Below are 24,506 nucleotides of genomic sequence, written 5' to 3'. Positions count from 1 at the left end.
GGGGGCCGGGTTCGCGCGGCGGTTCCATCGCCGCCCGAGATTACTGGGTTTCCGCCTCCGCCGGGCCCTGCCGGACGAGCCCGGCGCGGCGCCATTCCCGTGGCGACGCGCCGTGGGCGTTGCGGAACCGCCGGGCGAAGTAGCCGGGGTCGCGGTATCCGACGCGGGCGGCGACGGCCTCGACGGTCAGCTCGGTGTCGACGAGCAGGCGCCGCGCCTCCACCATCCGCCGCTCGGTGATCCACTGCTGCACCGTCCGCCCGGTCTTGCGCCCCACGACGGTGGTGAGGTGGCCCGGCGTGAGCCCGACGGCCGCGGCGACGTCCCCGAGGCTCAACGGGCCGCGGAAGCCGGCCTCGACCGCGTCGAAGACGGCGGCGAGCAGCGGCTCGTCGCGCAGGGCGAGGTCATCGGACACGTCCGCTGCGAGCCGCGAGATCGCGACGAGCAGCAACGTCAGGTGCGCGAGCGCGGCCTCGTCGCACCCGTCGCGCCGCTCCCGCACCTCCCGGTCGAGGCCTTCGAGGTGCTCGACGAAGGCGGCACGCTGCCCCGGCGGGACGCTCAGCCGCTGGGCTCCGCCCGCCACCCCCCTGACGAACGGGAAGAGCAGCGGATGGGCCCGCCAGGACAGGAGGGGGCGGAGGTGGCCCGGCTCCATGACGTCGGGCGGGAAGTACACCGACCACCCGTCCGCATCGTGCAGGGCGCGCTCGACGAACGTGACCACCTCGCCGGGTGCGACGACCAGCACGTCACCCGCCCCGACCCGACACTCCCGGTCGTCGAGCTGCAGCCGGCCACCACCGCGCTCGACGTACACGAGCACGAGGAAGTCGTGGGCGTGCGGATGGGGGCGCACGATGCCGTCCGGGTTCGTGTGGCCCTCCCGGATGCGCACCACGCCGACCGGGGGCACACCGGGCAGGCGACGGTAGCCGTACACCGGCGCGCCCCGGCTGGTCGCCGCCCGCACCAGAACCGAAGATAGTCCCGGTATGGCCGACGAACGTCCCTTGGCAGCGGGTTTCTGCAGCTCCAGCCTGGAGTGCGACATCCGAACATCGTCGCATCCGAAGGGGACCGCCGCCATGGCCAGCCGCCACGACGAGCACGACTACCTGCCCGCGATGGGCAGGGACCGACTGCTGCCGCTCTACGACCCGTTCACGTGGTTGCTCGGTGCGCCCCGGATCCACCGGCGCCTCGTCGAACTGGCCGCCGTCGAGCCCGGCCACCGGGTGCTCGAGGTCGGCTGCGGCACCGGCAACCTCGTGCTGCGCGCGCAGCGCATGCATCCGGGCGCGGAGCTCGTGGGCATCGACCCCGACCCGCTCGCCCTCGCCCGTGCCCGGCGCAAGGCCGCGCGCTCGGGCCGGGCGGTGCGCTTCGACCAGGGGAAGGCGGGCGAGCTGCCCTATCCGGACGAGAGCATGGACCGGGTGCTCTCGGCGTTCATGTTCCACCACCTCGACGACGCCGAGAAGCGGCGCGCACTCGCCGAGATCCGCCGCGTGTTGCGACCGGGCGGGCAGCTGCACCTGGTCGACGTCGGCGGGCACCACCACGGCCGGTTCGGCCGCCGGATGCAGCGCAGCGAGCACCTGCGGGACAACGCGGGCGAGGGCATCCCGGACCGCATGCGCGAAGCCGGCCTCGCCGACGTCCGGACCGGGGAACGTGGTCGCCTCCGCACGACCTTCTACCGGGCGAGTCGACAGGAGGGTGCTGAAGAGCCCCGGCCGTAGCGAGCAGCGGCCAGGTGGTCGCCTCAGGCGTCCTGCAGCAGGCCGGGCTCTTGAGCGCCCTCCTACCGGCGGGTGTCGGCACGGTGGAAGTTCCGGTGGGCCCGGGACGGTGTGGGCCCGCGCTGCCCCTGGTACCGGGAGCCGACGCCCTGGCTGCCGTAGGGCCGCTCGGCGGGGCTGGAGAGCCGGAACAGGCACAGCTGCCCGATCTTCATGCCCGGCCACAGCGTGATCGGCAGGTTCGCGACGTTGGACAGCTCGAGCGTGATGTGCCCGGTGAAGCCCGGGTCGATGAAGCCGGCCGTCGAGTGGGTGAGCAGGCCGAGCCGCCCGAGGCTGGACTTGCCTTCGAGCCGGCCCGCCAGGTCGTCGGGCAGGGCGACCTCCTCGAAGGTCGACCCGAGCACGAACTCACCCGGGTGCAGCACGAACGGTTCGTCGCCCTGCGTCTCGACGGGCGACGTCAGCTCGTCCTGCTGCCGTGCGGGGTCGATGTGGGTGTAGCGGGAGTTCTGGAACACGCGGAAGAAGCGGTCCAGGCGCACGTCGATGCTCGACGGCTGGAGCATCTCCTCGTCCCACGGGTCGAGCACCAGCCGCCCGGCATCGATTTCCTTGCGGAGGTCACCGTCGGACAGCAGCACCGCGCAAGGGTAGCCAGTGGTGGTGTGGGTGGCTCAGACCTGGGTGTTCGTCGGGGACGGTGAGCCGAGCAGCGGCGACGGGCACAGCCCGAACATCCACGCCACCGCCTGCTCGACCCGCGCGGCCGCGAGCCCGTCGGACGGCGTGACGGGGGTGATCCCGGCGGTCGCGATGATCTGGCGGACCGTGGTCATGACCGCGGGGCTGAGGATGCTGCGGATCGAGTCGCCCGGTTGGGGCACGTGCGGTCCGTCGACGAGCACGGCGGGCGTGCCGAGGCCCGGCGCGTCGGCCACCAGGTCCGGGTCGTCGGAGACGAGCACGGCGCTGGCCGCCACGAGCTGCACCAGCTCCGCGAGCGGCATGCTGCGCACCACCCTGGCCCGCTCGTGCTCCAGCAGCGGGTAGGCGGCCCCGTGGCTCGCGAGCTCGCCGAACACCACGATCTCGATGTCGGGTTCGCGCTCCAGCAGGTCGGGGAGCCCGGCGAGCACACCGAGCGAGTCGACGCGATCCAGGCCGACGAGCACGAGCCGCGGCCCGCCTGCCCGCACCCGCCGCACGAGGCGCGCGAACGACAGGTCGGCCGGCTGCGGGTTGGCCGTCATCGTCTCGCCGACCGCGACCGCGTTGGGCCCCACCGGGCTGCCCGTCGCCGACTGCGCCGCCACGAGGAACAGCGACGCGAGCTGACCGATGATGCGCCGGTTGGCCTCCTGCGGAAAAGGGCACAGCAGGTCGTCGGTGGCCACCCCGCTCTGCAGGTGCACCACCGGGATCTGCCGCCAGAACGCCACCTGTGCGGCCACGGCCGCCGTCATCCCGCCGCCGTAGACCATCACGGCCGACGGGTCGAGGTCGACGAGCACCTCGTCGAGCCGCGCCATCAGCGTGGCCGCGATCGCCGCCGGCAGCGGGGCCGGCGGCTCCCGCAGGAGCACCGTGACGTCCGCGGGCACCCCGAGCGCCTCGAAGGCCTCGTGCACCGACATCGGGTCCGGCCCCGTGGCGACCGTCAGGGCGCGGATCCGGTCGGCCTCGGCGAACGCGGTGGCCACCGGGGCGAGCCGTGCCACCTCCGGCAGGCTGCCCGCCACGAGCAGGACGTCGTGGTCGTGCTCCGGGTCGGGGAGCGCGTCGAGCGACGCTTCGAACTCGGTCATGCTGGATCCTTCGGCCGGGGGAGCTGGCCTGACGGGTCCCTGGAGTGTGAACCGGGCATGGACCAGGCGTCGAGAGCTCATCCCAACTGCTGGTTCCGAAAGGGTGAGAACCACCCTGATGGCGGTACGCGCTGGGTCCTATTGGTGACGGAGCGTGAGATGCTAGGCTTCGATCAGCCCACGCGGATGTAGTTCAATGGTAGAACATCAGCTTCCCAAGCTGAGAACGCGGGTTCGATTCCCGTCATCCGCTCTCATATCAAAGGCCCAGCTCACACGGTGTCCACACCGGAGCTGGGCCTTCGTCGTGGAGCCTCCGAAGAGATCGCATGCGGCCGCTGCAGCGCCGGTATCGCAGCGCTACTTGGCGCGATCCGTTGAGCCAGGAGCAGGTCGATCCGCGCGGTCGTAGGTTTCCTGCGACGCGGACACCTCGCCGAGGTGCGCGATCGACCATTCCTCCAGCGCGCGCAGCGGCCCACGCAGGGTGCGGCCCGCCTCGGTGAGCGCGTACTCGACGCGGACCGGAACCTCGGGGTGGACGGTGCGGCGCACGAGCCCGTCCCGTTCGAGCCCGCGGAGGGTCTGGGTGAGCATCTTCTGCGAGATGCCCTCGATGCGTCGGCGCAACTCCGAGAAGCGGACGCTGCCGTCCCAGAGGGCGCCCACTATGAGCACCGTCCAACGATCACCGATGCGATCCAGGATGTGGCGAGTCGGGCAGTCCGCGCGGTAGGGGCTGCCGCGGAGCACCGACTCGGCCGGAGTGGTTACCACAAGGTGCCTTCTTCCCGTGGGAGAGCTGCGCTCATACGGTAATCGCAGCGCGTCGTCCGACGCCATACCTCCAGTAGAAGGGCGCCTCATGTCTCGCGTTACCGTCATCGGCGGCACCGGCTATGCCGGTTCGGCCATCGTCGCGGAGGCCGCTGCTCGCGGTCACCAGGTCACCGCGCTGAGCCGCTCGCTCCCCGACGCGCCCATCCCGAACGTGACCTATGTCCGAGGCGACGCCACCGACGAAGCAACGCTGTCTTCGGCGATCGAGGGTTCCGACGTCGTTGTGGGCGCACTCGCCCCGCGCGGCCCGCTGGCCGGCACCTGGCGCGGCTTCTACCGCACCCTCGCACGCCTGGCCGATGCCGCGGGCGTACGACTGTTCATCGTTGGCGGCGCCTCCTCGCTCCGCCCCGCGCCCGGGGCGGAGCGCTTCGTCAGCGACCTCAGCGACATCCCCGCGGAGTTGCACGACGAGATCCGCGCCGGGGCGGCGTTCGTCATCGAGGACCTCCCGGCCACACCTGCGAGCCTCGACTGGGTCTTCGTGAGCCCGGCGCTCAGGTTCGGCGCACGCATGCCCGGCGAACACCTCGGCCGTTATCGCCTCGGCGACGACGTCGCGGTCCAGCCCGACGGCGGCGCGATCTCCGCCCCGGACTACGCCCTCGGGCTCGTCGACCTGATCGAGAAGGGCGACCACCACAGGGCACACGTCAACCTCGGCCACTGATCGGCCAACTCCGGTGGGGCTCGACCATCGCCTGCGACAGGTCGATCCCACGGACGGTCATCCCGAGCTGGTGCCGGTAGGCCGCAACCCCTGCCCGGCCCGCTACCGGCGGAGCGCCTTGGACATCTGCATCGTCGAGACCGCGTAGCCGCTCTTGCGGTACAGCGCGATCGCCGCCACGTTCGCGCCGACGACGTTGAGGCCGAGGCGGATCTTGCCGTCCCGCACGACGAGCTCCTCGACCTCGGCGAGGATCGCCGAGCCGTAACCCTTGCGGCGTGCCCGCGGGTACACGTTGATGTCGTAGAGCCACGCCGCGTCGGTACCGTCGACGCGGTGCGGGTCCGGCCCCACCCAGGCGCTCCCCACCGGGATGCCCGCGGCGTCCTCGGCGATCAGGAGGGTGTGCTGCGGGGTGGCCACGCCCTGGGGCAGGTACTGCGTGGTCCCGCCCGCCGCCGTGGCGCGGGCCTCCTCCTCGGACATGGTCGCGACGAGCTCCCGGACGACCGCATCCTGCACCCCGGCGATGAACGAGCCGTACTCGTCCTCGGTCATCTCGCGCAGCGTCACGCGTGGTCCGTCCATACCCTCATGGTGTCCAGCCGCAACCTGGAGATCAACACACATGCCGACCCCTCGGGACTACGACGCCGACCCCGAGCGGTACCGGCTGGGCATGCGGGTGGCGGCGGCGCACACGGCGCCGGGGGTGAGCCTGCAGGCCCGGATCGTCGCGCACCTCGTCACGGCGGGCGCCGCCACCGTGCTCGACGCCGGTTGTGGGGACGGCGCCCTCGCCGCCGCGGCAGCCGCCCGGCCGCTGCGTGTGATCGGTCTCGACGCGGCCGCCCCGATGGTCGAGGCGGCCCGCACCCACGGGCCGGTCGTCCGCGGTGAGGTCGCGGCCCTTCCGGTGGGTGACGCGAGCGTCGATGCGGTGGTGGCCGTCAACGTGCTCGACCACCTCGACCGGCCCACGGCCGGCCTCCGCGAGGCGTGGCGGGTCCTCCGGCCGGGCGGGCTGTTCGTGGCGGGCACGGTGGCACGTTCCGACTCGCCCGAGCTGGCACCGTTCTGGCACCCCACACCGGGGACGTTCGACAGCGAGGAAGCGCCGGGCATCGTGGGGGACGTCTTCGGCGCGGTGACCGTGGAGGCGTGGGACGCGCCGCTCGTCACGCTCCCCGATCGCGACGCCGTGCGGGACTACCTCCGCGCGCGGTTCGTGCCTCCCGACGAGGCCGGCCGGCTCGCCGACGCGGTCACGGCCCGCGGCCCGCTCCCGCTCCCGGTGACCAAACGCGGCGCGCTGCTGCTGGCACGGCGCTGACCAGCCCGATCAATCGGGCAGCAACGGCACCGCGATGCCCTGGTCGCGCCCCATCAGCACCGCCCGGGTGACGGCCGAGGTGCCGAACCGGCGGTGCACCTCGTCCAGGGCGGTGTCCAGCGCGTCGGTGGCCCCCTCGTCGAACGGCAGCTCGAGCTGCATCGTGGCGTCGTCGTGGAGGTTTCCGACGGCGATGCCGACGAGGGTGCACCCGCGCTCCCGGATGAGCGGCAGCGCCCGGGCCACGAGCGCGCGCACCGCGGCGAGCACCTCCCCGGTGCCGGACGTCGGCTGGGCGAGGGTGTGGGAGCGGGTGATGCGGGAGAAGTCGGCGAACCGCAGCCGCAACACCACGGTGCGCCCGACCCGGTGGGCCTTCCGCATCCGCCGGGTGACGCGGTCGACCAGCCCGACGACGACCGCGTCGATGCCCTCCACCGTGTGGGGTCCGCGCCCGATGGCGCGCTGCGAGCCGATCGACCCGCGCCGGCGTCCCACCACGACGGGGCGTGGGTCACGGTTGTGGGCCAGCGCGTGGAGGTGCCGCCCCAGCGCGCGGCCCAGCGTGGAGACCAGCACCGACTCGGGAAGCGCCGCAACCTCGCCGACGCTGGAGATGCCGTACTCGGCCAGCTTGGCCGCCGTGATCCGCCCGACGCCCCACAGCCGCTCCACCGCCAGCGGATGCAGGAACGCCAGCTCCCCGTCGGGTGGGACGACCAGCAGCCCGTCGGGCTTGGCCACGCCGCTCGCGACCTTGGCGAGGAACTTCGTGCGGGCGACGCCCACGGTGATCGGCAGGCCGACGCGCTCGCGCACCTCCCTGCGCAGCTGAGCCGCGATGTCGACGGGTGGGCCGGAGATCCGGTGCAGGCCACCGACGTCGAGGAACGCCTCGTCGATGGAGATGCCCTCCACCAGTGGTGTGGTGTGCCGGAACACCTCGAACACCGCCTTGCTGGCGGCCGCGTACGCCGACATGCGCGGCGGGACGACGATGGCGTGCGGGCACAGGGCGAGGGCCTGCCGCCCGCCCATGGCGGTGGCCACCCCGCACGCCTTGGCCTCGTAGCTGGCCGCGAGCACCACGCCCCCGCCGACGATCACCGGACGCCCGCGCAGGTGCGGGTCGTCGCGCTGCTCGACCGAGGCGTAGAACGCGTCGAGGTCGGCGTGGAGGATCGAGGCCGCGCCTGGCACGAACATATGTTCGCATCGGGGACCGACAGCGGGAAACCCGTTGTTCCCGCCGGGAGGATCGGGCCGTGGAACCGACCGGTCGCCGGGTGCGCGCGCTCGTGGTGCACGACGGCACGCTCCTCGGCGCGCTACCCGCGTTCGACGTGGCCGGCCCGTGGTGGTCGGATGTCGAGCCGGTCGCGGCCGAGCTGGACCGGCGGCTCGGCACGCGCACCGCCGTGCTCCGCTTGGTGACGGCAACCGGGAGGCTGATGCGCGGCGGCGAGGTCACCTATCTCGTCGAGGCGCTGACCCCGCCGGCCTCCGCACCGGAATGGGACGGTGCCGCCGATCCCGGCGTCCTCGCGCCGCACGAGCACCGGATGCACTGGGCCGGGCCGGGAGGTCCGGCGCGGATCCTGGGCTGGGCGATCTCCGCGTTGCGCGCGCTGGACCGGCCGCCCACCGGCCCGCCGGTGCAGGTGAAGTCCTGGAACCTCTCCTGCCTCTACCGGCTCGCCACGACGGCCGGCCGGGTCTGGATCAAGTGCACGCCGCCGTTTCTCGGGGACGAGGCGGCGGCTGCCGGCTACGTGGCCGAGCACGACCCCGACCTCGTTCCCGCGGTGCTCGCCACCACCGCCGACGGCGCGTGCATGCTGATGGCCGACGTGCCCGGCCGCGACTGCTGGGACGCCGACGCCGCCACGGTCGGGGCGGTGCTGCCGCGGTACGTCGCCGCGCAGGCCGCGCTCGCGGGACACGCGCTGCCCGCCCTGCCCGACCGCCGCATGTCCACGCTCGCCGTCCGGGCCGACCGGTTGCTCGCCCCGGACGTGACCGGCGAGCTCGACGCGGCCGAACGGGAAGCCCTCTCCCGTCTCGTCGCCGGGCTGCCGGACCGCGCCGCCGCGATCGCCGACGCGGGGTTGCCCGAGACCCTGGTGCACGGCGACTTCCACCCGGGCAACTGGCGCTCCGACGGTCGCCGAAACGTCATCGTCGACTGGTGCGAGTCCAGGCTCGGCCACCCCGCCTGCGACGTGCTGAGGCTCGCCGAGTGGCTACCGGCCGCGCTCGCCGCACCGGCGACGCGACTCTGGACGGCCGAGTGGCGCGCCGCCGTGCCCGGGTGCGACCCGGACCGGGCCCTGGCGCTCGTGCGCCCCGTCCAGCACCTCGAGGCCGCGCTCACCTACCAGGCCTTCCTCGACGGCATCGAGCCGGACGAGCGGCGCTACCACGAGGGCGACCCGGCCGATCAGATCCGCCTCGCCCTGGGTCAGCGCGACACGTAGGCCTCCTCCCGGGCCGCGCAGGGTTCAGGAATGCCACTTTGCTGTCCTGCACGTTCAGGAATGTGGCTTTCCTGAACTTCCGGGCCCTCCGGCCTCCGCGTCGTACGCCTTCCGCACGCGCACCGGGGCCCGCTCCCGCCACGCCTCCTCGACGAGCTCCTCCAGCTGGTCGCGCTCCACCCGCTCCAGGTCGACGAGGATCGCGCCGTACCCGTCGTAGTGCGGGGTCGTGTAGAAGGCCGGATCGCCGGATGCGAGGAGCGCCTCCTTGTCGTCCAACCGACACATCAGCACGAGACCGCCCTCGGCCTCGGTGCGGAGCCGGGCGAAGCCCTTGCCCTTCACCTTCAGCGCGGGGGTGCCGTAGGAGGTGGACACCTCCACCTCCGGCAGCCTGCCGGCGATCGTCACGACGTCATCCCAGGTCATGCCGACATCGTCCACGGCGGGCGACCGGCTGTCGTGGACGAACCGGAACCGCTATCTCGTCCGGCGCGGCCGCAGCGGTGGGGCCTTCGCGATCACGACCGTGCCGGCGAGGGCCGCCGCGAGCCCGAGCGCGAGCACCCAGCCCCAGCCGGGCCGGACCGGGTCGCCCAGCAGCCAGATCCCGACCATCCCCGGCACGAGCACCTCGGTGACGATGAAGACCGCGGTGACCGCGCCGACGTCGCCGCGGGAGAGCGCCGCCGTGTAACCGACCATGCCGACCAGCCAGAACCCGACCACGAGATAGGTGGAGGGCTGCCCGAGCAGGAGCCCGAGGTCGAGGCCTTCACCGGTCTGGACGTGCGCGGCGCGCACCGACACGGAGCCGCCGCCGAACCCCAGGCCCGATACCAGGGCGAGCGGCCACGCGTGCTTGCCCTGGCGGAGGATGAGCACCGCGACCGCGAGCAGGAGCACGGACGACAGCAGCACGACGTCGACGCCCGGCCGGTGCACCGGCGGCTGCTCGCTCCCCGCGCTCGCCGCCACGAGCACCAGGCCCGCGAGGCACCCGGTGACGGCAAGCCGGGTGGTCGTCGGCATCCGGGCCCCGATCAACCGCGCGCTCATCACGGCGGTGAGCGCGATCGTGCCTCCGATCACCGCCTGCACCGCGAACACGGGCAGCACCCGCAGCGCCATCACGGCGCACCCCCAGGCCACCAGGTCCAGCAGCATCCCGGCGAGGTAGCGCGGCTGAACGGCGGCAGGCCTGGCCCGGGTGGCCCGCCGGGCACCCGCCGCCTGGAGCAGTGCACCGCAGCTGTTGAGGACCATCGCAACAGCTGCGAACAGGATCCCCACCAGCACAGCGTTCAGCATGCCTCACGGGGCCGGGAACGGTTCGCCTCAGGGCTGCGGACGTCGCTTCGAAACCTCGAAGAAGCCGCTCATCAGGCCACCGGGCAGCGCCGCGTTCGGGTCCCAGCGGGACTCGCGATGCTCCTGCAGCATCCGGCGCGGCGCCTCCGAGGCGCGGACGACCAGGAGCGCGATGAGCGTGAGGACGATCACGGGCACGCCGATCACGAGGACCGGCCACCCGAAGTACCCGTACGCCACGAGCCCGGCCGCCAGCTCCATGGCGACGACCGTCGCTCCCATCCGCAGCACGGCGGTGTCCCTTCTCGGATTTTCTTCTGTGTCAGATGGGGTGGTTCAGAGGGCCGGCGGTGCGGTCGGGGCCGCGGGGTCCACCTGTTCGAGCTCGCCGGCAGGGCCGGCCGCGTTGCTGTCGCCCTCGCTCCCGCCCGACTCGCTGCCGGAGTCGGAGTCGCTGCCGGAGTCCGACTCCTTGGTGGAGTCGCTGCCGGAGTCCGGGTCCTTGGTGGAGCCCTTCGTGGGGCTGGACTTCGACGTGGTCTTGGAGGTGGCCGGGGGCTCCTCCGCGGCAGAGGTGGGCGGCGCGGTGGTCGCCTCGTCTGCCGGGGGCACGGCCGGCGCGGGCTCGCCCCCACCGCCGGAGCCGCCGCTGCCGCCACCACCGCTGCCGGACTCGGACGGCGCGGAGTTCGAGCCCGTGCTCTCGTTGCCCGTGGGGTCCGTGGGAGTGTCGGATCCGGTCGGCCAGAGGACGATCGCCACCACGACGGCACCTACGGCCAGCAGCGCGCCCAGCCCGATGGCCATCACGTTGGGCCGGCGGCGCTGCTGCAGCTCGGGCTCGTCGTCGTAGTAGTCGTCCTCCCACTCCGGCTCGGGCTGCTGGTGGGCGTGCCGCGCCTGCCGCGGGCCCGGCGGTGTGAGCACCGCGGCCGCGGGCTCGGCGGCCGGGCGTGACGGCGGCGGCCCGTAGGGGCCGGGACCCGCGCCGCGGGTCGGGGCGCCCTGCTCGCGGTACTGCGGCGGGCCGTCGTTGTAGGGGCCCTCGTTGTACGGACCGTTGTAGGGCATCCCGGGTGGTCCGGGAGGCGGCGGCGCCATGTGCGGCGGCCGCACCGGCGGCGCGCCGGGCGGCATCTGCGGGCCTCCCGGCGCGGGTGCGGCGACGGGCTGGGGCACCAGCGACAGCACGGCGCCCTTGGCGATGGCGTTCTTGGGGTCCGCGTCCACCGCGACCGGCCGGCCGAGCTGCTCGGAGACCAGCTGCGCGACGAGCGGGATCCGCGAGGACCCGCCGACGAGCAGCACGGCAGTCAGCTGGTCCGGCGCGAACCCGGCCGAGAGCACCGCGGAACGCAGGGCCGCGACGGTGTCCTCCACCTGCGGCCCGATCATGGCCTCGAACTCGCTGCGGTGCAGCCGCACCGAACCGCGGGACGACGGCAGCAGCACCGGGATCGACACCTCGGTGTCGCTGCTGAGCGCCTCCTTGGCCTCGGTGCACTCCCGCCGGATGCGCGCCACCGCCGACAGGACGGCGGGGTCGGTGTCGTCGAGCTCGGCGAACGCGTCGGGCATGCCCTCGAGCACGTGCTCGAACACGACCTGGTCGAAGTCGATGCCGCCGAGCCGTTCGAGGCCCTCCGGGCGGCCGACCAGCCTGAAGTCGGCGTCGCCCTTGCGCACGATGGCGGCGTCGAACGTGCCACCGCCGAAGTCGTAGACGGCGATCGTGGACCCGGCGCCGACCCGCTCGTTCGCGGCGTAGCTCGTGGCGGCCGCCTGCGGCTCGGCCAGGAACGTGACGGTGAGGCCCTGGTTCGCCAGCGCCGAGGCCAGCAGCTCCTTCTTGTGCTGGCCCCACGCCGCGGGGTGGGTGACGGCGATCCGGTCGGCGGGCCCGCCCTCCCGCTCCGCGACCCGGTCGACGACCCAGCGGACGAGCCGCGAGGAGAGGTCCTGCGGGGCCCACGGCCGGTTCGCGACCATCAGGGGTGTCGGGTCGCCGATGCGCCGCTTGAACTCGCGGACCACCCGGTCCGGATCGGTGAGGGCGCGGCGTTCGGCGGCCTCGCCGACGACCATCGAGCCATCGGGCCCGACGAAGACGACGGACGGTACCGTGGCGCTGCGGCTACCGAGGGTGACGACTTCCGGCTCCCCCCAGCGGCGGTCCGAGGAGCGACACACCGCTGCGCAGGTGAACGTCGTCCCCAGGTCGATCCCGAGCTGGTACGCCATGCCTTTCCCCTCACCCCGACAACCGGCCTGTAGACCGGTCCCACGATCGCATCGCGGGATCCCAGCCCGTCGTTAGCCCCCTCCCGGGGGCCCTATTGGACCAAGGCCCACCCCCGAGTGCCCCTATCGGGGGTCCCCCTAGTCCCCCGAACGGCGGCTTCCCGCAACTGTGGGGGATCCCCGATGGCCGAGCAACTCCTGCGCCCTACCTTCTGTTCAACGCGGCCTACCCAACCGCAGTCACGCAACTTAGAGGGGATACACAACACATGACTCTGATGGAGTTCCTCCGCTCCCTGATGTTCGACGACGAGGCCCGGCAGGACTTCGCCGAGAACCCCGACCACGCCCTCGAGCAGGCCGGCCTCGGCGACCTGAACGCGGAGGACGTCTCGGACGCGCTCACGATGATGCACGACGACAGCCAGAGCGCCGACTTCAGCCGCGAGTACAACGGCGGCGACCAGGAGGTCAACATCGCCGCGCCGTCGCCCGTGGAGCACCACGACGGCGGCGACTCGGAGTCGGCGGCCGAGTACATCACCAGGTACGTCCAGAACAACTACGTCACCAACGAGGGTGACACGATCACCGACAACTCGATCAACCAGCAGATCGACACCGGTGGCGGCGACTTCGACCAGGACATCGACGTCGACTCGACGGTCGCGTCCGGTGACGGCGCGGTGGCCGCTGGTGACGACATCGAGGACTCGACGATCACCTCCGGCGACGACAACATCGTCGGTGACGACAACATCGAGGGCGACGGCAACACCTCGATCTCCGGCGACGGCAACTCGGCCGTGATCGGCGACGGCAACACCTCGGGCTTCGGCGACGGCGACGTCTCCTCCACGAACATCGACGGCGACGTCAGCGTCGACGACGGCAGCTCGTTCGCGATCGGTGGCGACTCCAGCGTCGACAGCCGCGACCAGTCCGACGACGACGTCAACATCGACAACAGCGACAACTCGACGAACGACTCCAACAACACCGAGACCGACTGGCACGACGAGTCGGACAACTCGAGCCACACCTCGGTCGAGGACAACGACGAGTACAGCGAGTACTCGGACAGCTCCGACCACAGCACCCACGAGGACAACGACTCGAGCAGCTCCGACGACCACAGCAGCGTCGACTCGGACTACTCGATCGACGCCTGATCAGCTCGACCACCGCGACCCCGTCGCCGGCGATGCCGGCGGCGGGGTCGCAGCGTTGCGGGACGGGCGCAGGCCCCGGATCCCCTAATGCCGGATCGGTGGACGGTGCCGCATCCCCGATGGCGGCGGGGCCTCCCGGACCTACCGTTCTGTCCGATCCCACGATTACCGGAGAGACCAGTCGATGGCCGAGACGCTGTCCCTGATGGAGTTCCTGCAGGCGCTCCTCACCGACACCGGGATGCGCAGCGGGTTCGGGGACGACCCGCAGGGCACGCTCGCCGCCCACGGCCTCGCCGATCTCACCCCCGCCGACGTGCACGACGCGCTGGTGCTCGTGCAGGACACCCAGACCGTCGACTACTCCCTCGACGCCGCGATCGCGCCATCACCTCCGTCGCCCGCGGGCGACGGCCACGAGGCCGCCGTGGAGTACCTGGCCCGCTACCTCGCCGGCCCGCAGGACGCCGGCCCGGACGAGTCGTGGACCGATCCCGACGACCCCGGCGGCGTCGCGCCGCTCGGCGGGTTCGGGACAGGCGACGACACCGGGTACGGGGCCGGCTCGGACCTACCCGTCGACGACGGCAGGTGGGCCGCTCCCGGACCGGAGCCGGATCACGATCCCGGCGAGCAGTTCGACACCGCCCTCGACGACCTCGGTCACCACGACGACTTCGCCGAGTTCAGTGGCTTCACGGACCTCCCCGAGGTCCCTTCCGAAGATCTCGCGGACGGCCACGACAGCGGCTCCACGCTGCCCGAGGGGGCCTGACCCCCTCGGGCGAGTCCCGCGTCCCCCGAACCCCCTACGGGGTGGGGTCCCCGATCCCCGAACGGGTACGAATCCCAGACTCTGGACGATCCCCGATGGCCCGGATGGCCGAGCGCCATACCGTTCGGACCAACGCCGGAACCACCCGATCCCGGCACCTCCCACCGATGGAGTTGAGCCCTGATGTCGACGACCAACCTGCTCGAACTGCTCCTCAACCTGCTGCGCGACCCGAGCGCGTACCGCGAGGACCCGGAGGGCTTCCTCTCGTCCTGCGGCGACGTCTCGCCCGAGGACATCCGCGAGGCGCTGGTCCTGCTGCAGGACCGGCAGGACGCCGACTTCAGCCGTGACCACCACTCCGGCGGCAACGTCGTCCACGTGCCCCCGCCGCCGCCCGCGTCGGAGCCGGAGCCGGGCGAGAGCAACCACGAGGCCGCGGTCCGCTACCTGGACACCTACGTGACCAACAACTACGTCACCAACGAGGGCGACACGATCACGGACAACTCGATCAACCAGCAGATCGACACCCACGGCGGCGACTTCGACCAGGACATCGACGTCGACTCCGTGGTGGCCTCCGGCGACGGTTCGGTGGCGGCGGGCGACGACATCGACGACTCCGACATCACCACCGGGGACGACAACATCGTCGGGGACGGCAACGTCGACGGGGACGACAACACCTCGGTCGACGGCGACGACAACGAGCTCGTGGACGGCGACGACAACGTCACGGGTTTCGGGGACGGCGACACGTCCTCCACCGACATCGACGGGGACGTCACGGTGGACGACGGCAGCTCCCTCGCGGTGGACGGCAACTCGAGCGTCGACAGCCGGGACCAGTCCGACGACGACGTCAACGTCGACAACAGCGACAGCTCGACGAACGACTCGGGCAACACCGACACCGACTGGCACGACGAGTCGGACAACTCGAGCTACACGTCGGTCCAGGACAACGACGAGTACAGCGAGCACTCGGACAGCTCCGACCACAGCACGTACACCGACAACGACACGACCACCACGGACAGCCACGACAGCACCCAGGAGTCGTACAGCGCCGAGGTCGTCTGACCATTGGGTGGCAGCGCCGGGTGAGCGGCGCTGTAGCCTGCCGGGTGATCCGCCAACCGGCCCCGCCACCCCACGGGAGTACCCGAGGTGGCGGGGCCGGTGTCGTAGCGGCCGATCCGGTGAGTCAGTATCGGGTCGACGGCTGGCACGTGTCGACGAGGAGGGAAGGACCCGGCGTGGCGGTTCCCGCAGCGGTCGAGTTGGTCGACCTCGCGCTGAAAGCAACCACCGCCTACGAGCGTCCCGACCTCGGTGGGCGACTGCTCCAGACCCGCAAGCGGCTCGCCGACCCCGACGTGCGCGTCCTGATCGTCGGCGAGTTCAAGCAGGGCAAGAGCCAGCTGGTCAACGCGCTGGTGAACGCCCCGGTGTGCCCGGTGGACGACGACATCGCCACCGCGGTGCCCACGGTGGTGAAGTACGCCGAGACCACCGCGGCCGAGCTGGTGCGCGAGGGCGAGTCGGAGGACTCGACCGAGCGCACCGCGGTGCCGGCCAACCAGTTGGTGCAGCACGTCTCGGAGGCCGGCAACCCGAACAACAAGGCACTGCTCAGCTACGCCGAGGTGGGGTTGCCGCGCAAGCTGCTGTCCGGCGGGCTGGTGCTGGTGGACACGCCGGGTGTCGGCGGGCTCGGGTCGGCGCACGGCGCAGCCACGATGTCGGCCCTGCCCAGCGCGGACGCGGTGCTGCTCGTCTCCGACGCGGCCCAGGAGTACACCGCGCCCGAGCTGGAGTTCCTGGACGCGGCGATGAAGCTGTGCCCCAACGTCGCGTGCGTCCTCACCAAGACCGATCTCTACCCGCACTGGCGGCGCATCGAGGAGCTCGACCGCGGCCACCTCCGCCGGGCCGGCGTCGAGGCCGAGATCTTCCCGGTGTCGTCGGTGTTGCGCCTGCACGCGGCCAAGGAGCAGGACAACGAGCTGATGGACGAGTCCGGCTTCAAGCCGCTCGTCGACTACCTGCTGCACAAGGTCGTGGCCCAGTCCGACGATCTCGACCGAACCTCCACGAGCCATGACGTGCTCTCGGTCGCCGACCAGCTGTCGTCCGGGATGCGGGCCGAGCTCGCGATCCTGGAGGACCCGGAGAAGGTCAACGCACTCGTCGAGGACCTCACCAAGGCGAAGGCACGGGCCGACGAGCTCAAGCACCGGTCGTCCCGCTGGCAGATCACGCTGAACGACGGCGTGGCCGACCTGCAGTCCGACATCGGCTACGACCTGCGGGACCGGCTGCGCACGATCGGGCGCGAGGCCGAGCAGCTCATCGACGACTCGGACCCGGCCGAGGTGTGGGAGCAGTTCTCCGACTGGTTCCACCAGCAGATCTCCTCGGCGGCGTCGGCCAACTTCGTCTGGGCGGCCGAGCGGGCGCGCTGGCTCGCCACGCAGGTGGCCGAGCACTTCGCCGAGGGCGCCGAGATCTCCATGCCGGAACTGCGGTTCGACGACGACGGCATCGCCGGCAAGGTCGACCAGCTCACCCAGCCGGAGGTGGAGCAGCTCACGCGCGGCGGCCAGCTCCTGACCGGTTTGAAGGGCGGTTACGGCGGCATGCTGATGTTCGGCATGATGGGCACGCTCGCCGGGCTCCCGATCTTCGCGGGTGCTCCCGCAGGTGTGCTGCTCGGCATCAAGGCGGTGCGCGACGAGAAGAAGCGGATGTTGCAGAAGCGCCGCGGGGACGCCAAGACCGGGGTGCGCAAGCACATCGACGAGGTCACGTTCCAGGTGGGCAAGGACTCCACCGACATGCTCCGGCGCACCCAGCGTCAGCTGCGCGACCATTTCAGCGCGCTGGCCGAGGAGATGAGCACCTCGATCTCCGCGTCCGTCCAGTCCGCGCAGAACGCGCTCAAGACCAACACGTCGGGCCGCGAGAAGCGGATCAAGGACCTCAAGGCCGAGCTGTCCCGCATCGACGGCATGGCCCAGCGCGCCAAGGCACTCGTGAACGACAAACGCTCGACCGCGCTCTCCGGAGGTGCCGCATGACCGCGCCCGCGCCCCCGCTCGGTGCCGCGGTGCGGATCCTGCTGCGCCAGGCCATCGAGGCCTACCAGGACAGCCAGCAGGCGCACGGCTGGCTGACGCACAACCTGCAACGGTTCGACGAGCCGCTGCGGGTCGCCATCGCCGGCAAGGTGAAGGCGGGCAAGTCGACGCTGCTGAACGCGCTGGTCGGGGAGCAGATCGCACCGACCGACGCGGGCGAGTGCACCCGGGTCGTCACGTGGTACGTCGACGCCCAGTACCCGCGCGTCATGATGTACCCCCGCGGCACGGACCCGCAGCAGCTCACGATCAACCGCTCCGGCGGCGGGCTCGCGTTCGACCTGAACGGAACCCCCGTGGAGCGGGTCGACAAGCTCGAGGTGCAGTGGCCGTCGCAGAGCCTGCGCACGCAGACGCTGATCGACACCCCCGGCATCGCATCGCTGTCGGCCGACACGTCGTCGCGGGCGGGCGCGTTCCTCGCGCCGGAGGACGCACCCACGCAGGCCGACGCCGTCATCTACCTGATGCGCCACCTCCACAACACGGACGTGCGGTTCCTCGAATCGTTCTTCGACCAGGGCGTGGCCCGCGCCACCCCGGTCAACACCATCGGTGTGCTCTCCCGCGCCGACGAGATCGGCGCCGGCCGCCTCAACGCGCTCACCTCCGCGCGGAAGATCGCCCGGCGCTACCGGGGTGACGACAAGATCCGCGGCCTGTGCCAGACCGTCGTCGCCGTCGCGGGGTTGCTGGCACAGACCGGCCGCACGATGCGCCAGGGCGAGTTCACGGCGCTCACCGCGCTCGCCGCGATGCCCCGCTCGGACATCGAAGCGATGCTGCTGTCGGCGGACCGCTTCTCCCGCACCGAGCTGCACTCGCCCGATGCCCCCGACTCGGAGACCCGCGCCTACCTGATGGAGCGGTTCGGGATGTTCGGCGTGCGGCTGGCCACCACGCTCATCCGGCAGGGCATGACCGACCCGAACGCCATCTCGGCCGAGCTCGTCAAGCGCAGCGGCCTCGACGAGTTGCGCAGCGTGCTCTCCACGCAGTTCAGCGAGCGGCGTGACCTGCTCAAGGCGCGCTCGGCGCTGCTGGCCATCGACCTCGTGCTCACTCGTGAGGAGCCGCGCGCGGCCACCCCCACCCTGGCCGGCGAGGTGGAACGCATCCTGGCGGGCGCGCACGAGTTCGCCGAGCTGCGGTTGCTCTCCGCGCTGCGGGCCGGCGCGGTCAAGCTGCCCAAGGAGCTGCTGCAGGAGGCGGAGCGGCTGCTGGGCGGCGACGGCGGCGCGCCGTACGCCCGGCTCGGGCTGGAGCCGGACGCGGGCTCGCAGGAGGTGTGGGACGCCGCCATCGACGCGGCCACCCGGTGGCGCAGGCGGGGGGAGAGCCCGCTGTCCAGCCGGGCGATCGCCGACGTCTCACGGCAGGTGGTCCGCAGCTGCGAGGGCATCCTCGCCTCGATGCAGCAGCAGTAGCAGCCGCCGTCAGGCCTCGGTGCCCGGCCCGACGATCTGGCGCAGGTGGGCGAACAGCTCGCCACGGCTGCCCGAGCCGAGGCGCTGGCGCATCCGGGCGACGTGGTGCTCCACGGTCTTGGCCGAGATGAACAGGCGCTCGCCGATCTGCCGGTAGGTCAGGCCTTCCAGCACGAGCCCGGCCACCTCCCGCTCCCGGTCGCTCAGCGGCCCGTCGATACCGTCGGACGCCTGGTCCGGCGGCGGCTCGGCCTCCGCCGAGGAGGTTGCGACGCCCCGCGGGTCGCCGTCCGTGTCGGCCTCCACGGTGACGGTGCGCGCGGCCGGGCCGGTGCTCTGCAGGGCACGGGCGCACGCGAGCAGCGCCGTCATCGCCTTGCGGTCATGGGTGCGGATCGCCGCCTGCCCGGCGAGCTTGCCGCCCTCCCACGCCATCCCGACGGCGTGCAGGCCCCGGGCGGCCGCCTCCACCCCCGCGGCCTCGACGGTGCCGTCGAGCAGGTGTACCCAGTGCTGCGCGGCCGCCGCCATCGCGGACGCGTACCGGCTGCCGTCGGCGGCCGTCTCCAGCGCCGACGCATGCCGTCTCGCGGCGTCGCGGTTCTCGGACAGGATCGCGGCCTGCAGGCCCGACCAGTGCAGGGGCGCCGCCCACAGCGCCGGGTCGCCGAGCCGGGAAAGCAGGTCAGTGGCCTCGTCGAGGTGCGGGCGAACCCAGCTCGCCTCCCGCAGCCGCGTGGCCGCCACCCACAGCTCGCCGAGCTGCTGCAGCACGAACAGGTCCACCGGGTGGCGCACGATCGCCTCCCGGGCCCGGCCCCAGGCCGTCATGAGCACCGCGATGTCGCCCGCCCTGCGGGCGAGCGCGACGTCCAGGGCCGCGGCGAGGAACTCGTCGCGGGGTTCGAGGACCGCGCCGGGCGGTGACGCGACGGTGAGCGCCGAGCGCGCCGCGCCCGTGGCCCCGCGGAACAGCGCGATCCAGCCGAGGAGGAGGCGGTGGCGGGTGACGGACCCCCGCCCGCCGAGCCCGACCCGCAGGGCGCGTTCCAGCACCGACTGCGCCACGTCGAGCTCGCCGCAGTGCACCGCGACCAGCGCCGCGAGCGCGGCCGGGGTGTCCGGCAGCAGCGCCGCGCGTTGCGAGGACTCCAGCAGCGACGCCGCACGCGTCAGCTGCGACAGCGCCGCGGTGGGCGACCCGGCCACCGAGTCGTAGACGCCCTGGGCCATCAGCTCCTCGGCACCGGCCAGGAGGGTGGGCGGGCGGACCGGAGCGCCGTTCCCGGACGCGGGCGCGTGCAACATCTTGCCGGCCTCGTCGAGCGCGCCGGTGCCGATGAGCGCGGGGACGGCGAGCACGGTGGTGGCGCCCATCGCGGGTTCCAGCACGGTGCTCATCCAGCGGTACAGCTCCGCGCTGCGGCCGAGCATCCCGCGGTGGGCGAGGACGGCGGCCGCCACCGTGCCGGCCCGCACCGCCTGCGTTGGCGACACCTGATCGGGATCGGACAACACCTGGTCGGCCTGGGTGAGCGCGAGGTCGAGGTCGCCGGTGAGCACCGCCGCCTCGGCCCGACCCGCCGCCAGGCCCAGCGCGGGGCTCCCGGCATGCACGGCGGCCTCGAACAGCTCGCCGGCCGCGGGCGATCCGGTGCGCAACGCCTCCTCGCCCGCCGTGGTGAACACCGCCGCGACCCTCGAACCGCTCGCACCCGTGCCGAGCAGGCCGCGAGCCGCCGCGAACACGTTGCCCCCGCGGTCGAGCTCGATCTCCGCGAGGGTGCGCCGCAGCTCCACCCGCGACGCCCGCGGGGCGCGCGCCAGCACCGCGGCCGACACGAGGGGGACGACCCTCCCGTCGCGGGTGAGCATCCCCGCGGCCCGCGCACCCTCCAGCAGCTCGTCGAGCTGGGCGGCGCCGTCGTCGGGGGAGAGCCCCAGCATCGGGACGAGTACCTCGGACTCCAGCGGGGCGCCGAGCGCACGGGCCAGCAGCAGACCCCCCACACCGTTGCCGAGGCCGTGCACCAGATAGCCGAGCTGCACCAGCAGGCCGGCGGGCGGCTCGCCGGATGGCGGCACGCCCCGGAAGCGATCCAGCCCGGTCTGCTCCAGGAGCGCACCGAGCAACCGATCGACCAGCCCCGGCTGGCCCGCCGTCTGCTCGAGCACGTGGTTCACCAGCTCCGGGGGCGGATCGTCACCGCCCAGCAGCAGCGCCGCCCGGGCCACGACGCCGGTGCGGTCGAGCGCCTCCAGCACCACCGGCGGGCGGGTGGCCGCCAGGGCGCTGCCGAGCGCGGCGCTGCCGGGCGGGCGCGGCCACGGCCGGTGCGCCACCACGAGGTGGCCGCCGGGCGCCGCGGCGAGCGCCGCGAGCCGCTCCAACTCGGCCGGCGACAGCAGGTGGGCGTCGTCGAGCAGGATCGCGTCGTCGACGCCCAGTTCCGCGATGGCGCCGATCTCCCGGTGGACGGTGAGGCCCCCGGCCGCGAAGGTGGCGGCGAGGGCGTCGAGCAGTACGGTCTTGCCGTGCCCGCCCGGACCGATCACATCCACCCGGGCGGACGACGTGGAGCGCGCCGCTGCTTCGTGCACGAGTCGACGCGCCGCGGGCGAGCCCGCGAGCAGCCTCTCCGGGGCCCGCGGCGCCGGGTGGGTACGCATCGACACTGATCGGAGGTTAGTCAGCGGACCCGATCACCTGGCAGTCGGCGGTTGCCGGCGTGTGCCCAGCGGTCCCCTTCGATCAGGTGAGTGGCACGATCGTCCCGCAATGCTCCAGGAGGAACACATGCATGGGTCCGTCTGGGCGATCGTGCTGGCGGGCGGGGTGTCGCGGCGGTTCGGTGAGCGGTCGAAGCAGTTCGAGAGCGTCGGCGGCGTGCCGATGGTGGCCCGCTCGCTGGCGACCGCGCGCCGCGTCTGCGACGGCGTGGTCCTCGTGCTGCCCCCTGGACGAACCTGGACCGGGGAGCCGGTCGACGCCGTCACCGAAGGTGGTGATCACCAGTCGGAGTCGTTGCGCGCGGGGCTCGCGGCGGTACCCGCCGACGCGGCGATCGTCGCGGTGGCCGACCCGGCCCACCCCCTCGCGTCCGACGCGCTGTTCAGGGCCGTGGTCGCAGCCGTACGGGAGGGCGCTGACGGCGCCGTGCCGGTGGTACCGATACTGGAGGTCGTGCAGCGGGTGCGGGACGGCCGGGTGCTCGAGACCCTGCCCAAGGACGACCTCGTCCTGACGCAGACCCCGCAGGCGTTCCGCGCCGACGTGCTCCGCGCCGTGCACGCCGACCGCCCGCGCCCGGTCGAGAACTCCGGGTTGCTGGTCGAGCGCGGCCACCGGGTCGTCACCGTTTCGGGTGACGTGGCCAACGTCCATGTGACGACTCGGCAGGAGCTCGCGATAGCAGAGTGTCTCGCCTCTCGCGGGATTTGCGGTACGGGCCCCGGCTGCACTACGACATCGGGCGGAACGACGGCCCTCGTCGACCACGGCGAGTAGCACTCCCCATACAGCTCCCCAGACAGCGGAGGACAGCTTCCTGATGGACTACGACACGCCTGTTGTCATCCTGTGCGGCGGACAGGGCACTCGCATCCGAGAGGTGAGCGAACGGCTGCCGAAGGCCATGGTGGACATCGGCGGACGACCGATCCTCTGGCACATCATGAAGCTCTACAGCCACTACGGGTACCGGCGCTTCATCCTCTGCCTCGGCTACAAGGGCTGGGAGATCAAGCAGTTCTTCCTGGACTACCGGTCGCACATGTCCGACTTCACCCTCACGCTGTCCGAGGGCGACCACCAGCCGTGGTTCCGCAACGGCGTGGCGGACGAGAACTGGGAGATCACCTTCGCCGAGACCGGCCTCGAGGCGGGCACGGGGGCGCGGCTGCGCCGCATCCGCGACTACATCGACACCCCGCAGTTCATGATGACCTACGGTGACGGCGTCAGCGCGGTGGACATCGGGAACCTCGCGAAGGTCCACGCCGACGGCGGCCGGCTCGGCACCGTCACCGGTGTGCACCCCACCTCGAAGTTCGGCGAGATGCAGGTCGACGGCAACGTCGTCGCGGAGTTCAACGAGAAGCCCACCCAGGTCACCGGCTGGGTGAGCGGCGGCTACTTCGTCTTCGAGAAGTCCTTCCTCGACGACTACCTCGACGACGAGGAGGACCTCTTCCTCGAGGCGGAGCCGCTGCAGCGGCTGGCTCGCGACAAGCAGCTCACCGTGAACCGGCACGAGGGTTTCTGGGCCGCGATGGACACCTACAAGGACTACCAGGCGCTGAACAGCGTCTGGGCCACGGGCGAGGCTCCCTGGAAGATCTGGAAGGACGAGACCCGCGCCTGATGACCCTCATGGGCGCCGATCGGCGCTGAGCAGCCGCTTCCACTCCTCGACTCCGGGGAGGGCGGACGCGCGCACCGCGCCGTCGGGGGTGAGGACCCGCACGGCGAGCGCGATCTCGTCGTGGTCGGCATCCCGCGCGGTCACGAGCAGCGGCCACGTCTCCCCGCCGATCAGCCCGTTGATCTCCTCGGTGCGATGGGCCTCCTGGTACTCCCGCACGGCCGCGATCGTCCGCTCGTCGAACCGGCCGTTCGGCTGCACGTCGGTGAGGCCGGCAGCACGGAGGAGGTGCTGGGCCGCCTGCACGGCTCGCCCTTCGCTGCCGGACCGCAGCAGCGGCCACGACACCCGCCTGGCCGCCCCGTCCGACATGGGTTCCCCGAGCACGTCCGCCACCTCGCTGCGCAGGCGCGGCAACATCGCGTAGAACGCGTCACCGGGGCAGAGGGTGTCCTTGAAGTCGCGGTGCCCGCCGATCTCGGACGGCTCGATGCCGTACTGGTGGCAGATGTACGCGCACAGGCTCCGCAGCTGCTCCCACTGCTCGTCCGGCGGCGTGATCGTCGAGTAGGTGCCCTCGTTCTCGATCCCGACGGCCTCGACGTTCTGCCCGGTGCAGTGCGCGCCCTCGACGTGCCGGTTGCCGCCGCGCAGCACCTCGAGGCTGCGGTGGCGGCCCTCCAGCACGTAGCCACCGCGGCTGATCGTGAAGTTCTGCCCGGTGTCGATCCAGCCACGCCGGTCCATGTGGAAGTCCTGGATCGTGCGGGCCACGAACTCGGCCGCGCCGCGGCTGAGGTCCTCGACGTTCGGGGTCGCCGTGTGGTGCACGATGATCCGCACCGGGCGCCGGTCCCAGACGGGGATGGTGGCCGAGGGTTCACGGGCGCGCCACGCGCCGCACCCCAGGATCGGCGGGCTCTTCACCCCCGGTCCCGCGGCACTCGCCTCGGCCGGCCGGATCAGGCCGCCGATCGTCCCGGTGAGGAGGAGCCCGCCGAGGAGGACGCTGCGCCGGGACGCGTTCGGACCCCACACATCGCCTCCCCTTCATTGCCCCCTCCCGGCTCCCGCGCGCCGGCCACCTGTTGATCTCCGAACGATGAGCTACGCAAACGTCCCGCACAACGCTGCTGCTCGAAGGTGTGATCGCCCGGTCGAGCAGCGCACATCCGCGACTTGTCGGGGTTACTG

General features: G+C 72.4%; 23 protein-coding genes and 1 tRNA gene. 12 read left to right on the top strand and 12 right to left on the bottom strand.

The window, feature by feature from the left end; all coding sequences use genetic code 11:
* Positions 1-40: 40 nt before the first annotated feature.
* Entirely contained in the window at positions 41-976 is a 936-nt protein-coding gene (locus ACU436_RS25610) for an AraC family transcriptional regulator (protein ID WP_459029470.1), read from the bottom strand.
* 115 nt (positions 977-1,091) lie between these two features.
* Between ACU436_RS25610 and ACU436_RS25605 the strand changes: the two genes are divergently transcribed.
* The gene (locus tag ACU436_RS25605; protein WP_459029468.1) at positions 1,092-1,748 is read left to right on the top strand and encodes a class I SAM-dependent methyltransferase; all 657 of its coding nucleotides are present in this window, start codon (positions 1,092-1,094) and stop codon (positions 1,746-1,748) included.
* Between the two features lie 62 nt (positions 1,749-1,810).
* Here ACU436_RS25605 and dcd read toward each other — a convergent pair whose 3' ends face one another.
* Positions 1,811-2,392, bottom strand: coding sequence for a dCTP deaminase (gene dcd / locus ACU436_RS25600; protein WP_459029467.1), 582 nt, complete (start codon positions 2,390-2,392; stop codon positions 1,811-1,813).
* A 33-nt stretch (positions 2,393-2,425) separates the two neighbouring features.
* A complete protein-coding gene (locus ACU436_RS25595; protein WP_459029465.1) occupies positions 2,426-3,556 on the bottom strand; it encodes a UDP-N-acetylglucosamine 2-epimerase in 1,131 nt (376 codons plus the stop codon).
* 182 nt (positions 3,557-3,738) lie between these two features.
* Here ACU436_RS25595 and ACU436_RS25590 point away from each other — a divergent pair.
* Positions 3,739-3,809 (top strand) — tRNA-Gly (locus ACU436_RS25590).
* Between the two features lie 107 nt (positions 3,810-3,916).
* Here ACU436_RS25590 and ACU436_RS25585 read toward each other — a convergent pair.
* The gene (locus ACU436_RS25585) at positions 3,917-4,399 is read right to left on the bottom strand and encodes a winged helix-turn-helix transcriptional regulator (protein ID WP_459029463.1); all 483 of its coding nucleotides are present in this window, start codon (positions 4,397-4,399) and stop codon (positions 3,917-3,919) included.
* Between ACU436_RS25585 and ACU436_RS25580 the strand changes: the two genes are divergently transcribed.
* Complete coding sequence (locus ACU436_RS25580; RefSeq protein ID WP_459029461.1) at positions 4,350-5,066, top strand: NAD(P)-dependent oxidoreductase; 717 nt, start codon at positions 4,350-4,352, stop codon at positions 5,064-5,066. The two genes, ACU436_RS25585 and ACU436_RS25580, sit on opposite strands and share 50 nt — an antisense overlap.
* Before the next feature lie 102 nt (positions 5,067-5,168).
* Here ACU436_RS25580 and ACU436_RS25575 read toward each other — a convergent pair whose 3' ends face one another.
* Positions 5,169-5,654, bottom strand: a complete 486-nt coding sequence (locus ACU436_RS25575) for a GNAT family N-acetyltransferase (protein ID WP_459029459.1) — start codon at positions 5,652-5,654, stop codon at positions 5,169-5,171.
* A 40-nt stretch (positions 5,655-5,694) separates the two neighbouring features.
* On the opposite strand from ACU436_RS25575, the gene ACU436_RS25570 reads away from it, so the two are divergent.
* A complete protein-coding gene (locus ACU436_RS25570) occupies positions 5,695-6,399 on the top strand; it encodes a class I SAM-dependent methyltransferase (protein WP_459029457.1) in 705 nt (234 codons plus the stop codon).
* A gap of 9 nt (positions 6,400-6,408) precedes the next feature.
* On the opposite strand, the gene dinB is transcribed toward ACU436_RS25570, so the two are convergent.
* Positions 6,409-7,605, bottom strand: a complete 1,197-nt coding sequence (gene dinB / locus ACU436_RS25565) for a DNA polymerase IV (protein ID WP_459029455.1) — start codon at positions 7,603-7,605, stop codon at positions 6,409-6,411.
* A 59-nt stretch (positions 7,606-7,664) separates the two neighbouring features.
* On the opposite strand from dinB, the gene ACU436_RS25560 reads away from it, so the two are divergent.
* Positions 7,665-8,876, top strand: coding sequence for an aminoglycoside phosphotransferase family protein (locus ACU436_RS25560; protein WP_459029453.1), 1,212 nt, complete (start codon positions 7,665-7,667; stop codon positions 8,874-8,876).
* 54 nt (positions 8,877-8,930) lie between these two features.
* Here ACU436_RS25560 and ACU436_RS25555 read toward each other — a convergent pair whose 3' ends face one another.
* From ACU436_RS25555 to ACU436_RS25540, 4 genes are read right to left on the bottom strand one after another with little or no spacing between them, the layout of a single operon-like run.
* Positions 8,931-9,305: an MmcQ/YjbR family DNA-binding protein gene (locus ACU436_RS25555; protein ID WP_459029451.1), complete on the bottom strand. Its 375-nt coding sequence runs from the start codon at positions 9,303-9,305 to the stop codon at positions 8,931-8,933.
* 51 nt (positions 9,306-9,356) lie between these two features.
* Complete coding sequence (locus ACU436_RS25550; RefSeq protein ID WP_459029450.1) at positions 9,357-10,169, bottom strand: hypothetical protein; 813 nt, start codon at positions 10,167-10,169, stop codon at positions 9,357-9,359.
* Positions 10,170-10,214: 45 nt separating this feature from the next.
* The gene (locus ACU436_RS25545) at positions 10,215-10,478 is read right to left on the bottom strand and encodes a hypothetical protein (RefSeq protein ID WP_459029448.1); all 264 of its coding nucleotides are present in this window, start codon (positions 10,476-10,478) and stop codon (positions 10,215-10,217) included.
* Between the two features lie 45 nt (positions 10,479-10,523).
* Positions 10,524-12,428: an Hsp70 family protein gene (locus ACU436_RS25540; protein WP_459029446.1), complete on the bottom strand. Its 1,905-nt coding sequence runs from the start codon at positions 12,426-12,428 to the stop codon at positions 10,524-10,526.
* A gap of 269 nt (positions 12,429-12,697) precedes the next feature.
* Here ACU436_RS25540 and ACU436_RS25535 point away from each other — a divergent pair, with 269 nt between their 5' ends.
* The 5 genes from ACU436_RS25535 to ACU436_RS25515 all read left to right on the top strand — a co-directional run bounded on the left by ACU436_RS25535 (position 12,698) and on the right by ACU436_RS25515 (position 18,948).
* Positions 12,698-13,600, top strand: a complete 903-nt coding sequence (locus tag ACU436_RS25535; protein WP_459029445.1) for an IniB N-terminal domain-containing protein — start codon at positions 12,698-12,700, stop codon at positions 13,598-13,600.
* A 184-nt stretch (positions 13,601-13,784) separates the two neighbouring features.
* Complete coding sequence (locus ACU436_RS25530; RefSeq protein ID WP_459029443.1) at positions 13,785-14,375, top strand: IniB N-terminal domain-containing protein; 591 nt, start codon at positions 13,785-13,787, stop codon at positions 14,373-14,375.
* Between the two features lie 183 nt (positions 14,376-14,558).
* A complete protein-coding gene (locus ACU436_RS25525; protein WP_459029442.1) occupies positions 14,559-15,461 on the top strand; it encodes a hypothetical protein in 903 nt (300 codons plus the stop codon).
* A 176-nt stretch (positions 15,462-15,637) separates the two neighbouring features.
* On the top strand, positions 15,638-17,461 hold the full coding sequence (locus tag ACU436_RS25520) for a dynamin family protein (protein WP_459029440.1): 1,824 nt from the start codon (positions 15,638-15,640) through the stop codon (positions 17,459-17,461).
* Positions 17,458-18,948, top strand: a complete 1,491-nt coding sequence (locus ACU436_RS25515) for a dynamin family protein (protein WP_459029438.1) — start codon at positions 17,458-17,460, stop codon at positions 18,946-18,948. The genes ACU436_RS25520 and ACU436_RS25515 overlap by 4 nt, the downstream gene beginning before the upstream one ends.
* Positions 18,949-18,957: 9 nt before the next feature.
* Here ACU436_RS25515 and ACU436_RS25510 read toward each other — a convergent pair whose 3' ends face one another.
* Positions 18,958-21,618 (bottom strand): LuxR C-terminal-related transcriptional regulator, encoded by a 2,661-nt coding sequence (locus ACU436_RS25510; RefSeq protein ID WP_459029642.1) that lies wholly within the window; start codon positions 21,616-21,618, stop codon positions 18,958-18,960.
* A gap of 127 nt (positions 21,619-21,745) precedes the next feature.
* Between ACU436_RS25510 and ACU436_RS25505 the strand changes: the two genes are divergently transcribed.
* Together ACU436_RS25505 and ACU436_RS25500 are read left to right on the top strand one after the other, a co-directional pair.
* Positions 21,746-22,456, top strand: coding sequence for an IspD/TarI family cytidylyltransferase (locus ACU436_RS25505; RefSeq protein ID WP_459029437.1), 711 nt, complete (start codon positions 21,746-21,748; stop codon positions 22,454-22,456).
* Positions 22,457-22,499: 43 nt separating this feature from the next.
* Positions 22,500-23,312 carry a glucose-1-phosphate cytidylyltransferase gene (locus tag ACU436_RS25500; protein ID WP_459029435.1) on the top strand — a complete coding sequence of 271 codons (813 nt, stop codon included), beginning with the start codon at positions 22,500-22,502 and terminating at the stop codon, positions 23,310-23,312.
* A gap of 6 nt (positions 23,313-23,318) precedes the next feature.
* Here the strand turns inward: ACU436_RS25500 and ACU436_RS25495 are convergent, their stop codons facing one another.
* Complete coding sequence (locus ACU436_RS25495; RefSeq protein ID WP_459029434.1) at positions 23,319-24,350, bottom strand: peptidoglycan recognition protein family protein; 1,032 nt, start codon at positions 24,348-24,350, stop codon at positions 23,319-23,321.
* Positions 24,351-24,506 lie beyond the last annotated feature (156 nt).

Source organism: Pseudonocardia wallangbongensis (genome assembly GCF_054486945.1).
The sequence above is the reverse complement of the archived record's forward strand: the minus strand, read 5'-3'. Positions and strand labels throughout refer to the sequence as shown.

Coding starts and splice junctions, on each gene's coding strand:
- ACU436_RS25605 (WP_459029468.1), top strand. CDS start 1,092: ATGGCCAGCCGCCACGACGAGCACGACTACCTGCCCGCGATGGGCAGG.
- ACU436_RS25595 (WP_459029465.1), bottom strand. CDS start 3,556: ATGACCGAGTTCGAAGCGTCGCTCGACGCGCTCCCCGACCCGGAGCAC.
- ACU436_RS25585 (WP_459029463.1), bottom strand. CDS start 4,399: ATGGCGTCGGACGACGCGCTGCGATTACCGTATGAGCGCAGCTCTCCC.
- ACU436_RS25575 (WP_459029459.1), bottom strand. CDS start 5,654: ATGGACGGACCACGCGTGACGCTGCGCGAGATGACCGAGGACGAGTAC.
- ACU436_RS25570 (WP_459029457.1), top strand. CDS start 5,695: ATGCCGACCCCTCGGGACTACGACGCCGACCCCGAGCGGTACCGGCTG.
- dinB (WP_459029455.1), bottom strand. CDS start 7,605: ATGTTCGTGCCAGGCGCGGCCTCGATCCTCCACGCCGACCTCGACGCG.
- ACU436_RS25555 (WP_459029451.1), bottom strand. CDS start 9,305: ATGACCTGGGATGACGTCGTGACGATCGCCGGCAGGCTGCCGGAGGTG.
- ACU436_RS25540 (WP_459029446.1), bottom strand. CDS start 12,428: ATGGCGTACCAGCTCGGGATCGACCTGGGGACGACGTTCACCTGCGCA.
- ACU436_RS25535 (WP_459029445.1), top strand. CDS start 12,698: ATGACTCTGATGGAGTTCCTCCGCTCCCTGATGTTCGACGACGAGGCC.
- ACU436_RS25530 (WP_459029443.1), top strand. CDS start 13,785: ATGGCCGAGACGCTGTCCCTGATGGAGTTCCTGCAGGCGCTCCTCACC.
- ACU436_RS25525 (WP_459029442.1), top strand. CDS start 14,559: ATGTCGACGACCAACCTGCTCGAACTGCTCCTCAACCTGCTGCGCGAC.
- ACU436_RS25515 (WP_459029438.1), top strand. CDS start 17,458: ATGACCGCGCCCGCGCCCCCGCTCGGTGCCGCGGTGCGGATCCTGCTG.
- ACU436_RS25510 (WP_459029642.1), bottom strand. CDS start 21,618: ATGCGTACCCACCCGGCGCCGCGGGCCCCGGAGAGGCTGCTCGCGGGC.
- ACU436_RS25505 (WP_459029437.1), top strand. CDS start 21,746: ATGCATGGGTCCGTCTGGGCGATCGTGCTGGCGGGCGGGGTGTCGCGG.
- ACU436_RS25500 (WP_459029435.1), top strand. CDS start 22,500: ATGGACTACGACACGCCTGTTGTCATCCTGTGCGGCGGACAGGGCACT.